Genomic DNA, 13,350 nt, shown 5'->3' on the forward strand with positions numbered 1-13,350 from the left:
GGCGGCGGCGGGCGCGGCGGGCGCGGCCACGGCGGCCGGCGCGGCGGCCATGCCACCCTGCTCCGCACCGCGCGAACCACTTCCCGCCTCGGTCCCGGTGCCCGGGTCACGCGGCACCGGCGGCACCGCAGCGGCCGGGCGGAACGCCAACATGCGCAGCACGGCCATTTCAAAGCCGGCGCGCGGGCTGGGCGCCAGGTGCAGGTCGCGGCGGCCACTGAGTGCCATCTGGTACCAGAGCTGCACCACTTCCGGGCGCAGGCGCTGGGCGAAGGCGGCGGCATCGATGCCTTCGCCATCGGCCTGGGCGCCGGGCACCAGCTGCTGCACCTGGATGCGGTGCAGGGCTTCGGCCAGCGCTTCCAGCACACCGCTCCAGTCGGGCGAGAATTCGGCCAGCGCGGCCACTACCTGCAGCAGGCGCACGCCATCGCCGTCGGCCAGGGCCTCGAGCATGGCCGCCACCTGGGTGCGGTCAACGGTGCCCAGCATGGTGCGCACCACGTCTTCGCGGAGCGCGCCACCGGCATAGGCGATGGCCTGGTCGAGCAGCGACAGGCCATCACGCAGGCTGCCGTCGGCGGCCTTGGCCAGCTGCACGATCGCAGTCGGGTCCGATTCGATTTCTTCGGCGGCCAGGATGCGGGTCATCTGGCCCTGGATCTGGTCCTCGTCAAGCCGCTTGAGGTTGAACTGCAGGCAGCGCGACAGCACCGTGACCGGCAGCTTCTGCGGGTCGGTGGTGGCCAGCAGGAACTTCACGTGTTCCGGCGGTTCTTCCAGCGTCTTCAGCAGCGCATTGAACGCCGCCTTGGACAGCATGTGCACTTCGTCGATCAGGTAGACCTTGTACTTGCCGCGCGAGGGCATGTACTGGGCGTTCTCGATCACCTCGCGGACATCATCCACGCCGGTGTTGGACGCGGCATCGATCTCCAGCAGGTCGATATAGCGCCCGGAATCGATATCCAGGCAGGCCGGGCACTGGCCACAGGGATCGGCGCTGGTGCCCTGCTCGCAATTCAGCGATTTGGCGAAAATGCGCGCGATGGTGGTCTTGCCAACCCCTCGGGTGCCGGTAAACAGGAATGCATGGTGCACCCGGCCGCTGTCCAGCGCATTGCTGAGCGCACGGACCACGTGTTCCTGGCCTACCAGCTCGGCAAAACGCTTCGGACGCCACTTGCGGGCAAGGACGAGATAGGACATCAGGCCACCGTCTTCATCGGGACGTCCATTGTGCCACGCCTGTCCAGCCCCCCAGCCGGGTGATCGTGGCGCTTGTGCCAATCGCATTCCCCGGCTAGAATCTGCGCCCCTGCAGCGTCAATGCAGCAGGTCCGGAGAGGTGTCCGAGTGGTTGAAGGAGCACGCCTGGAAAGTGTGTAAGCGTCTAAACCGCGCTTCGGGGGTTCGAATCCCCCTCTCTCCGCCAGACAAACGCAAAAGGCCGCCCAATGGGCGGCCTTTTGCGTTTGCCCGGCGGAGAGTCGGTGGACGAGAAGCCATCCGCCCAGCACCGCGAAGCCACGCATGGCGTGGCTCTACAATGGGGTACCCCTTCAGATCCCCTACCCCCATGTCCGACTGCTGCGGCTGCGGAAAAATCGTCGATGTCGCCGCCCTTCAGGCGAAGCAGCGCCGCGTCCTGCGCATCGTCCTGGCGATCAATCTCGCTACCTTCGTGATGATGGCGGCCGCGGCCTGGTGGAGCCATTCCTCCTCCCTGCTCTCCGGCAGCCTGGACAACCTGGGTGACGCACTGACCTACGCGATCAGCCTGGCCGTGGTCGGCGCATCGATGCAGGCCAAGGCACGCGTGGCGTTGTTGAAAGGACTGCTGATTCTCGGCGCGGCCATTGCCGTAGCCGTGCAGATCGGTTGGCGGCTCACCCACCCGGCCGTGCCGCTGTTTGAAGGCATGGGCATTGCCGGTGCGCTGAACCTCGCCGCCAACGGCGTGTGCCTGTGGTTGCTGAATCCGTTCCGCAACGGCGACGTCAACATGGCCTCGGCGTGGGAGTGCTCGCGCAATGACATTTTCGAGGGTGTGGCGGTGCTGCTGGCCGCGCTCGCGGTGTGGGCGTTCGGCGCGGGTTGGCCGGACCTGCTGATTGCTGCCGCCTTGCTGGTGATGTTCCTCCGCTCGGCGTTGCGGGTGCTGCGTTCGGCCTGGCGGGAGATGCGGGTTCAGGGCTGAACCCGCCGCCCCCTTCCGCCGTTACGCGCTCGACACCTTCATCAGCACCAGCCCACTCACGATCAGCACCGCCGCGGCAATGCGCATCGCGCTCACCTGTTCGCCCAGGAACACGATGCCGACGATGAACGCACCGACCGCGCCAATGCCGGTCCAGATCGTGTAGGCGGTGCCCAGCGGCAGCGTGCGCATGGCCAGGGCGAGCAGCCAGAAGCTGGCAGCCATGGCGGCGAAGGTGATGAGCGACGGGGTGAGCCGGGTGAAGCCCTCGGATTGCTTCATCGAGAACGCCCAGACGATTTCCAGAACACCGGCTACGAGCAAATATATCCAGGCCATGTGGCCCTCCTTATGGGGCCAGGTCGTCCTGGTCATTGTTGCCCGATATGGGGGAGGCCGTTCCTCCTGGGGTGCGCGCAGCGGGGCAGAGCCCCGCTCTACGGTGAGGGCGATTCTAGGGGATGGCGCGCAGGATGGGGGCCGAAGGCGTGTTGGGGGTTACGAGGTGGTCAGGGTGGGTCGGGGACACGCGCAGCGTGTCGCTACTCGGGAGGTTCTGCGCCAAGTGCCGAATCCGACTAACAGTCGGATCTACCGCGCTTGCGGATCTACCGCGCTTGGCTGCGCCGCGCTATACTGGGTGACTGCACTTCGGTGCAACGTCTCTATGGCGGCCCCGTCGGCCCCTCGCGACGCTAGGTCGAAAATCCCGCCAGGGCCGGAAGGCAGCAACGGTATCGATCGACGCGGGCGCCGAGGTCAGCCGGCGGGGCCGTCACCCGTTTGGGCGGTCCATTCCACGTCTGGGTGATCAGGCCGTGGGCCTGGGAGCCGTTGGCTCGGCCAACGCCACGCACTCGCCCGGCATCGCGACCCGATGCCCCCGCTGCCGCAGCGCTTCGCCGTCGGCCTCGCTCGCATAGTGGTAGAGCATCATCCGCGCCTGCAGTTCGGCGCTGTACTCGCGTTCGAGATCGTCCACGCCGGTGTGCGACGGGTTGCCGTGCAGGCCGCAGTCGTGCGCGATCAGTTCGTTGTCGCCGGCGTAGCGCGCCAACATTTCCGGGATCGGGCGGGTGTCGCCGCTCCACACCAGCGCGCCCTGCAGGCGCAGGCCGTAGGCGGTTTCGGGCCAGTGGTGGCGGACCGGGAACACTTCCAGGCGCACGCCGTCATGCCAGAACGCCTCGCCCACCACGATCAGCTGGAAGGCATCCCAGAAGTTGGCGCCACCTTCGGCCAGCACGTTGGGGTAATCGGCCACGCGCCGGTGCAGCAGCGGCACCACGGTGGCGGGTACGTACAGCCGGATGCGGCCGCGCCGCTGCGACGAGAAGTAGGCATCCACGAACAGCCGCTCGAAGCCGGCCACGTGGTCCAGGTGCACATGGGTGACGAACAGCGCCTCCGGCATGCGCCCGTACTGGGCGAGGTAAGCGGTAAGCCCCTCGCCGCCGCAGTCGATGGTCAGCCATGGCTCGCCACCGCGCTCGATCACCGCCATCGGCGAACCCAGCTGCACGGCCGACGCGTTGCCGACCCCCATGAAGCGCAGTGCCCAGTCCATCAGTAGCCCCGGTTCCAGGCCAGGTCGTAGGCCCGGCGCAGGCGCGCGAAGTCCTTCTCGACCTCGTCGTGGCTGCGCTCGCCGCGCAGCTTCACCAGCGACCGGTGCAGACGCTTGAGGTTGCGTTCGCGCCAGGCGGTGGCCGGGATGCGCTGCACGCCACGGTCGAAATCGATCAACCAGCCGTGGCCGTTGGCATCAAACAGGATGTTGTGGGCATTGAGATCGGCATGGTCCAGCCCGGCGCGGTGGAAACGCGCGATCAGCCGGCCGGTCTCTTCCCAGGGCGCGCCCCGCCCGGCCACCAGTGCGCGGTCGGCCAGCGAACGCACGCCTTCCAGGCGTTCCATCAGGATCGCCGCGCGGTAGCGCATGCCTTCGCGCATGTAGAACGCGGCGATCGGGCGCGGCACCGGCAACTTCAACGCGCGCAGGGCGCGCATCAGCCGGAACTCGGCGAAGCTGCGGGTGCGGTTGGCGCCCCGCCACAGGTACTGGTCGTGGCTCAGCTTGGCCGCCATGCCGCCGCGCAGGTACTGGCGCAGCACGCAATGGCCGAACGGCGCATCGACGAACCAGGCCCCGCCCCGTCCACCATCGCCGACCGGGCGCGCCCGGTCGCCCCAGTGGCCCGGGGAGAACAGGCTCATCTCGGCTTGCCGCAGCCGTTCGCGGTCGAACAGAATGGCACCCATGCCGCGTCCATCGCGGCAGGGCGTCAGCGCTTCAGTGGCGTCGAATGCGACCATTCCTTCGAGTCTAACAACACCATGGCATCAGCGTCCTCTTCCTTGTGTCTTTTGCGTTTGTCCGCGCTGGGCGATGTCACCCACGTGGTGCCGCTGGTGCGCACCCTGCAGCAGGCACGGCCGGGGACCGAGCTGCACTGGATCATCGACAAGGCCGGGCACAAGCTGCTGGACGGCCTGCCGGGCGTGGTGTTCCATGCTTACGACAAGAAAACCGGCCTGGCCGGCATGCGTGCCCTGCGCGCGTCGCTGCCGCCGGGCCGCTTCGAGGCGCTGCTGCAGATGCAGGTGGCCTTCCGCGCCAATGTGCTGTCGGCGTTCGTTCCCGCGGTGCGCCGGATCGGCTACGACAAGGCGCGCTCCAAGGACCTGCACGGTCTTTTCATCAACGAACGCATCCCCGACCGCCCCGGCATCCACGTGCTGGATGCGATCGGCAGCTTCTGCGAACCGTTGGGGATCCGCCAGACCGAGGTCAGCTGGGACCTGGCGATCCCGCCGGCGGCGGTGGAATGGGCGCAGGCGCAATGGCAGGACGATGGCCGGCCGGTGCTGATGATTTCGCCCTGCTCCAGCCACGTACGCCGCAACTGGTATGCCGACCGCTACGCGGCAGTGGCCAACCATGCGGTTGCACGCGGCTGGCGGGTGGTGCTGTGCGGCGGCCGCAGCGAACTGGAGCGCGGCATGGCCGACGCCATCCAGGCCCAGCTCACCACCCCGGCGCTGGACCTGGTGGGCAAGGACACCCTCAAGCAGCTGCCGGCCCTGCTGGCCCGCGCGGCGCTGGTGATGACCCCGGATTCGGGCCCGATGCACATCGCCAACGCGATGGGCACCAAGGTGCTGGGCCTGCACGCGGCCAGCAACCCGCACCGCAGCGGCCCCTATTCGGACCGCCGCTACTGCGTGGACCGCTATGACGATGCGGCGCGGAAGTTCCTGGGCAAGCCGGCCAGCGAACTCAACTGGGGCACCAAGATCGAGTTCGATGACGTGATGCAGCTGATCACGGTCGACGACGGCATTGCCGCCTTCGAACGCTACGTGGCCGATCAGCCGCGTCCGCTGTAATCCTTGTAGGACTTCTCTTCGACGTAGACCGAGCCCAGCGCCAGGTTGATGTCCTTCTTGATCCGGGCGCGGGTGTCGTTCTTCTGGTAGACGCTGCGCGCCAGGGCGACGAACGCCTCATCGAACTCAGCGGCCTGGTCCTTCAGCCGGATGTTGTCCTCGATATCCCAGAGCTGCTCATTGATGTCTTTCAGCTCCATGCGCAGCTTGGCGATATCCGTGCCGCCGGCCGGGTGCGCCATCCAGGTCTTCTCCAGCGCACTCAGCTCGGCCCGGATGTTGGCCAGCTTGCCCGGATCACTGATCCGCTCGGACTTGATCTGCAGGATCGAGATCTTGTCCAGCAGCTCGCCAAACGAGACGGGAACCTGGATTTCTGCGCTCATGGGGTCTCACCACTATTCTGTTGACCCCAGTTTAGCCGCAGAGCCACCACCTGCGTGGCTGCCGTCGATCCGGACCGCGCCCAGCCACGCATGGCGTGGCTCTACACGGCGTCCGACGCCTTGGCAGATGTCTTCGTTCCCTCATCCAATCGAAGAGGCAAGCCCCTCTGTTGAGGGGCTGCCCCGACAGGGGCGGGGGAGAGGAAGCATCGCGGGGGCAACGGCGCGCAGCGCCGTTGCAATCCCCCCCTCTCCGCCAGACACGCAAAAAAGGCCACCCAAAGGGCGGCCTTTTTTGCGTGTCTGGCGGAGAGGGGGGGATTCGAACCCCCGAGGCGCTATAAACGCCTGCCTGATTTCGAGTCAGGTACATTCAACCGCTCTGCCACCTCTCCAGATGGTCCCCGGCGAACCGGGGAGCGAATAATACGGTCAGGAGCCGCCGACGGCAAGCCATTCCCGCGCTTCCGATGAATTTCTTCTGTATCGATGCCTTGCCGGATGTCCGCAGGGCCGCGATCATGCCGTTATCCCTCAGCAATGACACTCCTGGCCTGCGCACCTCCATGATCGAATTCGGACACCTGACCCACCCTGGCCTGCGCCGTGATCTCAATGAGGACACCTACTACGGGGACGGGGAGCTGGCACTGTGGCTGGTGGCCGATGGCATGGGCGGGCACGCCTGTGGCGAAGTGGCCAGCGCGCTGGCGCGCGAGACCATCGTGCGCGAGATCCGCCAGGGCGCCACGCTGGCGCACGCGATCCGGGTGGCCGATGAGGAAATCATCCGCACCTCGCGCCGCCGCAACGACAGCCTGCCGATGGGCACCACCGTGGTGGCCGCCCGGGTCCAGGGCAACCGCTATGAAGTGGCCTGGGTCGGCGACAGCCGCGCCTACCTGTGGCGCGACGGCAAGCTGGCACAGCTCAGCCAGGACCACAGCGTGGTGCAGGAAATGGTGGCGCAGGGCAACCTGACGGCCGAGGAGGCGCGCGCGCACCCGCACCGCAACGTGGTGACCCAGGCACTGGGGGTGACCGATCCGGCCCACCTGAACGTGGCCACCACCGCCGGCGAGCTGCGCCCGGGCATGCAGCTGCTGCTGTGCAGCGACGGGCTGACCGAGGAAGTGGAAGACACCGGCATCGCCCGCACCCTGGCCTACGACGACGCCAGCGCGCAGGAGTGCGTGGATACGCTGGTGGCCGCCGCGCTGGATGGGGGCGGGTCGGACAACATCACGGTGATTCTGGTGCGTTGCCACTGATGGCAGCCGTCACGACCAACGGTCGTGACCTACCGGGATGCCCGTCACGACCAACGGTCGTGACCTACCGGGATACGCGTATGACCAGCGGTCGTGACATACCCGCATTCGACGGTCCGTGCCCGGGGTAGATCACGACCGTTGGTCGTGATGCCTCTACGCGACGGCCTCTTCCACCTTCGGGCCATCCCAGATGGCATGCCCGGCTTTCTTGCGCAGCTTGGCCAGGCGCGCTTCGTGCGCCTCCCGTTCCGAGGCCGTTGCCACCACGCGCGGGCGCGGCAACAGGCGGCTGGTATCGAAGGCCTGCGCGTGCGCCGTGCCCGGGCGGACGTCATCGGCTGAACCAAAGCCGATTTCCTCCTGGCCGGAGGTCAGTGCGATGTACACATCGCCCAGGATCTGCGCATCGAGCAGGCCGCCGTGCAGCTGGCGGTGCGCGTTGTCCACGCCCAGCCGCTTGCACAGCGCATCCAGCGAGTTGCGCTGGCCCGGATAGCGCTCGCGCGCCATCTTCAGCGTATCGATCACCGTGCAGCGGTCGGTGATCTTGCCGTACTGGTCGCCCAGCAACGACAGCTCGTAATCCAGGAAGCCCAGGTCGAACGCGGCGTTGTGGATGATCAGCTCGGCGCCGTCGATGTAGGCCAGGAATTCTCCGGCCACCTGCGCGAACACCGGCTTGTCGGCCAGGAACTCCAGGGTCAGCCCGGTGACTTCCTGCGCGCCCTGTTCGAACTCGCAGTCCGGCTTGAGGTACTGGTGGAAATTGTTGCCGCTCGGGCGGCGTTCCAGCAGTTCCACGCAGCCGATTTCGACGATGCGGTTGCCCTTGCGCCATTCCAGGCCGGTGGTTTCGGTATCGAGGATGATCTGGCGCATGGGCTTAGTGTACCGGGCCGGCGGCACGGATCCGGATCGCGGCGTCGCGCGCCAGCGTATCCACCCGCTCGTTGTCCGGGTCACCGGAATGGCCCTTCACCCAGCGCCAGTCGATGCTGTGCTTCTGGGTAGCCGCATGCAGCCGCTCCCACAGGTCGCGGTTCTTGACCGGGTCGCCACCGGCGGTCTTCCAGTTCTTGCGGATCCAGCCCGGCAGCCACTGGGTCAGGCCCTGGCGCACGTACTGCGAATCGGTGAACAGCACGATCTCGCACGGTTCGGTCAGTGCTTCCAGCCCGGAGATGGCGGCCATCAGCTCCATCCGGTTGTTGGTGGTGTGCGCTTCGCCACCGCTCAGCTCGCGCTCGTGGCCCTTGTAGCGCATCAACGCGGCCCAGCCGCCGGGACCGGGATTGCCGAGGCAGGAACCGTCGGTGTGGATTTCAATGGTTTTCAATACAACTCCAGATCAGGTCGCCACGGTGCCGTGCCAACGGCGTACCGGCAGTGGCGTAGGTCCTGGCAGGGCCAGGGTGCGTTTTTCGGCGGTGAACAGGCAGGCCGCGCGCAGGGCGGCGATGCTGCCGCGCTCGGGCGCGCGGCTGTGCCACATCGGGCCCAGCCAGGCCAGGTCGTCGCAGGCCAGCCCGGCCCGCTCCAGGGTGTGGCGCAGCCGCTGCGGGGTGCGCACCAGCAACCCGTGCCGGCGCCACTGGCTGCGGAATGGGCTGAACGGATTGAGCGTGGACAGCCACAGCCGCCCGCCGGGCATCAGGACCCGCTCGCATTCGGCGATCAGCTGCTCGGCGTCGCGGGCGGTCACGTGCTGCAGCACGATGGCGTTGAGGCTCTCGGTCTGGAACGGCAGCGGCAGCGAGCAGGTAACGTCGCCGGTGTAGCCGCCCGCGCTGCGGTGCAGGCGCACGCCCTGCCCCGGCAGCGCGGCATCTTCCAGCCAGGCCGGGGTCGGCGCGATCCACAACCAGGGGTTCAGCGGGTGCGAGGCCAGCACCGGCTCCAGGGCCTTGCGCTCCAGCTCACGCAGCGCCTGCGCCGGTTCAGTATCAAACCAGGATGCGACGGAAGCTTGACGGGGGCTCGGCGCGGCGGGCATGGTCCAATTCTATGCGACTGACTGCCCTACCCGCATTCGCGGACAACTACATCTGGGCGCTGGTCGCCGACGACGGCCGCGCGATCGTGGTCGACCCCGGCCAGGCGGCCCCCGTGGTGGCCGCCGCAGCGCAGCAGAACTGGCGCCCGCACACGATCCTGCTCACTCACCACCACGACGACCACATCGGCGGCGTGGCGGAGCTGCAGGCCCGGTTTGCGGGGCTGGAGGTGATCGCCCCACACGATCCGCGCATTCCCGGCGCCACCCGCCGGGTAGGGGAAGGTGAACGCATTCAGGCACTGGGGCTCGAGATCGACGTAGTATCCGTGCCCGGACACACCCTGACGCACATCGCATTTCACAGCGCTGAACATCTTTTCAGCGGAGATGCGCTGTTCAGCTTGGGCTGTGGCCGGATGTTCGAAGGTACGCCACCCCAGCTTCTGGCTTCCCTGCACAAGCTGGCGTCCCTGCCGCCGCACCTGTTGTTGTGCTGCGGCCATGAATACACCGTGTCAAATGCCGTCTTCGCGCGGCATGTCGACCCCGCCAACGCCGCGCTCGCGCGACGCCATGAGGAGGCACTGGCCATGCGCCGCGATGAACGCCCTACGCTGCCCGTTACGTTGGCAAGCGAGCTGGAATGCAACCCGTTCCTGCGAACCGATACCCCCGCTGTCCGCGCTGCCGTCAGCCGGCACCTCGGTCGTCCCGTCACCGATGAAGTCGATGTCCTGGCAGGTCTGCGGGGCTGGAAAGACGGATTCCGAACATGAGTCGGCGATGGTTGCCGCTCGCGGCAGGCCTGGCGATCGCCATCGCCGGCACCGCGGGCGCCCAGTCGTTGAGTGCGGGGATGTCGCAGAACGTGGCCGGTTTGTCGCAGTTGCCGTTGGACGGCACTGCCCTGCCCCCCGCTTCGGTCCGCAATGGCCAGGACATCTTCGCCAGTTTCCGCGATGGCCTGGCCGAACCGACCTGCGACGTCGAGGCCACCAGCCCACGCTGGCAGAAGCAGTTCGCCCATGCGCCCTCGCGCCTGGCCAACCAGGATGACGATGCACTGGTGCTGTTCGGCTATGTGGTCGAAGAGCTGCGCGCTGCCAACCTGCCCACTGAGTTCGCGCTGATTCCGTTCGTGGAAAGTGGTTACCGGCCCAACGCGCGCAATGGTGCCGGCCCGGCCGGGCTGTGGCAGTTCATCGCCTCCACCGCCAGGAACCACCGCGTGCAGATGACCAGCGGCTACGACGGCCGGCTGTCGGCGGCCGATTCCACCCAGGCCGCGGTGCGCTACCTCAAGACCCTGCATGGGATGTTCGGCGGCGACTGGCGCCTGGCCACCATGGCCTACAACGCTGGCGAATACCGCGTGCTGCAGTCGCTGCGCAAGGCCGGCATGAACGCGCAGAACGCGCGCCCTGCCGAGCTGCCGGGGCTGTCGCCGGTGACCTACGCGTACGTGGAGAAGCTGCACGCGCTGGCCTGCGTGCTGGAAAACGCTGAAACCACGCCGGCGGTGATGGCATCGCTGGACCGCACCGTGCCGGTGCTGAAGGGCCACACCCTGCCAGCCGGCACCAGCGTGCAGCAGTGGGCCGTACAGCGCTCGCTGGACCCGGCGCGCATCGCCCGGCTCAATCCGGCCCTGGCCAGCGGCAAAGGCCGCCCCAGCGGCCAGGTGACCGTGCTGGCCCCGGCCACCCACGCGCCGGTGGACCCTTCGGTGATGCTGGCCCAGGCTGACGCGCCCGTGCCGGACACGGTCAGCCCGCGTACGCAGACCCAGGTCGCCAGCCGCGCCGTTGCCAGCGCGGACCGCCCCAAGGCGCGCCGCCACACCGTACGCAACGGCGAGTCTGCGTGGACGATTGCCAAGCGCTACGGGATGCCACTCAAGGCGCTGCTGTCGCTGAACAACCTCAGCGGCAGCAGCGTGCTCAAGCCCGGTGCGGTGTTGCGCGTCGAGGATTGAGGCGGACAAGGCGCAACAAAAAAAAGGCCCGGCATTGCCGGGCCTTTTTCGTAGGCGGACGCCAGCCAACCCTTAGAGGTTGGCTTCTTCGACCTGCACCTTGTAGTGCTTGCGCATGGCCTGGATGAAGGCCTTGGCCGAGGCCATGCCGTCTACCTGGTCCAGCTGGTCCTTGAACTGCTGCTTCTGCTCGGCCGGGACCTCAGCCAGGTTCGGCGGGGTCACCTTGTTGACCGCGAACACCACGTAGCGGTCCTGCACGGCGACCTTGCCATAGCTCGGCTTGCCTTCGGCCGGGGCCGGGGCGGCGAACACGGCGCGGTTGATCTCCGGGGTCGGCACCGGCTGGGTGCGCGGCAGGCCCGGCAGCGGGCTGAGCTGCAGCTTCTCTTCGGCGGCCAGCGCCTGCAGGGTCTGCCCGGCGTTGAGCTTGGCCAGCAGCGCATCAGCGGCCTTGGCCGAGACCTGGCGGTTGCGGTCGGCGCGGATCGCGGCGATCACGCCGTCGCGGGCCTTGTCCAGCGGCAATGCCTGTTCCGGGCTGTGGTCGGTCACGCGGATCATCACGCTGTGGTCGGGCGTGATCGCGATCGGGTCGCTCACGGTGCCGTCCTGCACCAGCACATCGGAGAACGCCGCGCGCAGCACTGCCGGGTTGGCGGCAATGCCACTGGCGGTGTCGCGGGTGAACGGGCCGAGGGTCTGCACCTTCAGCTTCAGCGCATCGGCCGCGCCCTGCAGCGAGGTCGGGTTCTTGTAGACCTGGTCGACCAGGCGGCCGCTCAGTTCGGAGAACGCGCCTTCGTTGTCGGCCTTGAGCTGTTCGGCGGCGAGCTGGTCGCGGACCTCCTCGAACGGACGCTGCTGGCCACCACGGACCTCGCGCAGCTGCAGCACGTGGTAACCGAACTCGGTCTTGACCGGTGCGCTCACCTCGCCTGCCTTCATGCCAAACAGCGCGTCTTCGAACGGCTTGACCATGGAATCGCGTTCCACCCAGCCCAGGTCACCACCGGTGGCCTTGGAGCCAGTGTCGTCCGAGTTGGCCTTGGCCAGCGCGGCGAAATCCGCACCCGGCGCCTTGGCCTGCGCGGCCAGTGCGGCGGCCTTTTGTTCAGCGGCCTTGAGCTTGGCCGGGTCGCTGCCATCGGCGGCGATCAGGATGTGCGATGCAAGACGGGCTTCAGGCGTGGAGAAGCGCGCCTTCTCGTCGGCGTAGCGCTTGCGCAGGGTGGCTTCATCGGCGGCGGCCGCCGGCGGCAGTGCGGCCGCGTTGATTTCCACGAACTCCAGCGACACGGTTTCCGGCTGGCGGAAATCCTTCGGGTGGCTGTCGTACCACTGCTTGATCTGTGCGTCGGTCACTTCTGCCGCATCGGCCGGCAGCTCCGGCAGCGCGGCGATTTCCACGTCACGCGTTTCGCCCAGCAGCTTCATCAGCCGCTCGGCCTCCACGCTGGTGACAAAACCTGATTCCTGCAGCGCCTGCGGAATGATCGACTGCTGCAGGCTCTCGCGCACCAGCGTTTCGAACTGCGCCGGGGTGCGCGGCGGGTTGCCGGTGGTCAGCGCCAGGCGGTACTGGTCCTGGTTGAACTTGCCATCGGGGCCGATGAAGCCCGGGATGGAGGCGATGGTTTCGCGCACGGCGGCGTCGCCGATGACGATGCCGGACTGTTCGCCGGCCAGGCGCACGACCTTCTCATCGATCATCTGGTCGAGCACGGCGCGCTTGTTCTCGGCGCTTTCGAATTGGCGCGGGTCGAAGTTCTCGCCCTGCTGCTGGCGGGCCTGCTGGCGCGCCTGCTCGAAACGGGTACGGAATTCTTCCGCACTGATTTCATGGTGCTGCCAGAGGAAGGACATCGGCCACCACGACGGCGCCGAGCGCCACCAGGTCGGCGGCGCTGCCACCTTGGCCACGTTCTGCGCGCCGACACCACCCAGGTAGCTGGAGTCGATCACGAACAGGAACGGAATCATCAGCAGCCCCAGGATCACGGTAACGATCCAGCCCGAGGTCTTGTCGCGAAGTTTCTGCAGCATGGGAGAAATCAAGGCCCGATTGGCGAATCCGGCAGTGTACCCCGCTTCGCGCCACTCCCCAACAGGGGCGCCCGGCACCCGGG

Annotated in this window: 14 protein-coding genes, 2 tRNA genes and 1 other RNA gene; 7 read left to right on the plus strand and 10 right to left on the minus strand. The window is 67.6% G+C overall.

The genetic code is table 11. The features are described from left to right. Positions 1-1,209, minus strand: a 1,209-nt coding sequence (gene dnaX / locus SOM39_RS18605; protein ID WP_320459209.1) for a DNA polymerase III subunit gamma/tau, incomplete at its 3' end; no start/stop codon positions are given. Between the two features lie 133 nt (positions 1,210-1,342). Between dnaX and SOM39_RS18610 the strand changes: the two genes are divergently transcribed. Together SOM39_RS18610 and SOM39_RS18615 are read left to right on the plus strand one after the other, a co-directional pair. Beyond that, a tRNA-Ser gene (locus SOM39_RS18610) sits at positions 1,343-1,435 on the plus strand. 144 nt (positions 1,436-1,579) lie between these two features. Beyond that, on the plus strand, positions 1,580-2,200 hold the full coding sequence (locus SOM39_RS18615) for a cation transporter (RefSeq protein WP_217537666.1): 621 nt from the start codon (positions 1,580-1,582) through the stop codon (positions 2,198-2,200). Positions 2,201-2,221: 21 nt separating this feature from the next. On the opposite strand, the gene sugE is transcribed toward SOM39_RS18615, so the two are convergent. Then, positions 2,222-2,539, minus strand: a complete 318-nt coding sequence (sugE, locus tag SOM39_RS18620; RefSeq protein ID WP_093533257.1) for a quaternary ammonium compound efflux SMR transporter SugE — start codon at positions 2,537-2,539, stop codon at positions 2,222-2,224. Positions 2,540-2,876: 337 nt separating this feature from the next. Between sugE and ffs the strand changes: the two genes are divergently transcribed. After that, positions 2,877-2,973: signal recognition particle sRNA small type (gene ffs, locus SOM39_RS18625), an RNA gene on the plus strand. A gap of 38 nt (positions 2,974-3,011) precedes the next feature. Here ffs and SOM39_RS18630 read toward each other — a convergent pair. After that, a complete protein-coding gene (locus SOM39_RS18630) occupies positions 3,012-3,767 on the minus strand; it encodes an MBL fold metallo-hydrolase (protein ID WP_320459210.1) in 756 nt (251 codons plus the stop codon). Further along, positions 3,767-4,516, minus strand: coding sequence for a 3-deoxy-D-manno-octulosonic acid kinase (locus SOM39_RS18635; RefSeq protein WP_068849604.1), 750 nt, complete (start codon positions 4,514-4,516; stop codon positions 3,767-3,769). Before SOM39_RS18635 ends, SOM39_RS18630 begins: the two co-directional genes overlap by 1 nt. A gap of 21 nt (positions 4,517-4,537) precedes the next feature. Here SOM39_RS18635 and SOM39_RS18640 point away from each other — a divergent pair, with 21 nt between their 5' ends. Continuing rightward, positions 4,538-5,590, plus strand: a complete 1,053-nt coding sequence (locus SOM39_RS18640; RefSeq protein ID WP_068849602.1) for a glycosyltransferase family 9 protein — start codon at positions 4,538-4,540, stop codon at positions 5,588-5,590. On the opposite strand, the gene SOM39_RS18645 is transcribed toward SOM39_RS18640, so the two are convergent. Together SOM39_RS18645 and SOM39_RS18650 are read right to left on the minus strand one after the other, a co-directional pair. Continuing rightward, positions 5,572-5,976, minus strand: a complete 405-nt coding sequence (locus tag SOM39_RS18645) for a DUF6165 family protein (RefSeq protein ID WP_068849600.1) — start codon at positions 5,974-5,976, stop codon at positions 5,572-5,574. The two genes, SOM39_RS18640 and SOM39_RS18645, sit on opposite strands and share 19 nt — an antisense overlap. Before the next feature lie 304 nt (positions 5,977-6,280). Then, a tRNA-Ser gene (locus tag SOM39_RS18650) sits at positions 6,281-6,371 on the minus strand. Positions 6,372-6,542: 171 nt separating this feature from the next. On the opposite strand from SOM39_RS18650, the gene SOM39_RS18655 reads away from it, so the two are divergent. Next, on the plus strand, positions 6,543-7,247 hold the full coding sequence (locus SOM39_RS18655) for a PP2C family protein-serine/threonine phosphatase (RefSeq protein ID WP_068854556.1): 705 nt from the start codon (positions 6,543-6,545) through the stop codon (positions 7,245-7,247). Positions 7,248-7,403: 156 nt separating this feature from the next. Here SOM39_RS18655 and dnaQ read toward each other — a convergent pair whose 3' ends face one another. Genes dnaQ through SOM39_RS18670 form a run of 3 tightly spaced genes read right to left on the minus strand, consistent with a single transcriptional unit; the run spans position 7,404 to position 9,243 of the window. Further along, complete coding sequence (gene dnaQ, locus SOM39_RS18660; RefSeq protein ID WP_320459211.1) at positions 7,404-8,129, minus strand: DNA polymerase III subunit epsilon; 726 nt, start codon at positions 8,127-8,129, stop codon at positions 7,404-7,406. Between the two features lie 4 nt (positions 8,130-8,133). After that, positions 8,134-8,586: a ribonuclease HI gene (gene rnhA / locus SOM39_RS18665; protein WP_068849587.1), complete on the minus strand. Its 453-nt coding sequence runs from the start codon at positions 8,584-8,586 to the stop codon at positions 8,134-8,136. A 12-nt stretch (positions 8,587-8,598) separates the two neighbouring features. After that, positions 8,599-9,243 carry a hypothetical protein gene (locus SOM39_RS18670; protein WP_320459212.1) on the minus strand — a complete coding sequence of 215 codons (645 nt, stop codon included), beginning with the start codon at positions 9,241-9,243 and terminating at the stop codon, positions 8,599-8,601. 11 nt (positions 9,244-9,254) lie between these two features. Between SOM39_RS18670 and gloB the strand changes: the two genes are divergently transcribed. Together gloB and SOM39_RS18680 are read left to right on the plus strand one after the other, a co-directional pair. Continuing rightward, on the plus strand, positions 9,255-10,022 hold the full coding sequence (gene gloB, locus SOM39_RS18675; RefSeq protein ID WP_320459213.1) for a hydroxyacylglutathione hydrolase: 768 nt from the start codon (positions 9,255-9,257) through the stop codon (positions 10,020-10,022). After that, positions 10,019-11,221: a lytic transglycosylase domain-containing protein gene (locus SOM39_RS18680; protein ID WP_320459214.1), complete on the plus strand. Its 1,203-nt coding sequence runs from the start codon at positions 10,019-10,021 to the stop codon at positions 11,219-11,221. The genes gloB and SOM39_RS18680 overlap by 4 nt, the downstream gene beginning before the upstream one ends. A gap of 72 nt (positions 11,222-11,293) precedes the next feature. On the opposite strand, the gene SOM39_RS18685 is transcribed toward SOM39_RS18680, so the two are convergent. Then, positions 11,294-13,267: a peptidyl-prolyl cis-trans isomerase gene (locus SOM39_RS18685; RefSeq protein WP_320459215.1), complete on the minus strand. Its 1,974-nt coding sequence runs from the start codon at positions 13,265-13,267 to the stop codon at positions 11,294-11,296. Positions 13,268-13,350: the final 83 nt, after the last annotated feature.

The organism is Stenotrophomonas sp. CFBP8994 (assembly GCF_034044835.1).
Lineage (GTDB): Bacteria > Pseudomonadota > Gammaproteobacteria > Xanthomonadales > Xanthomonadaceae > Stenotrophomonas > Stenotrophomonas rhizophila_A.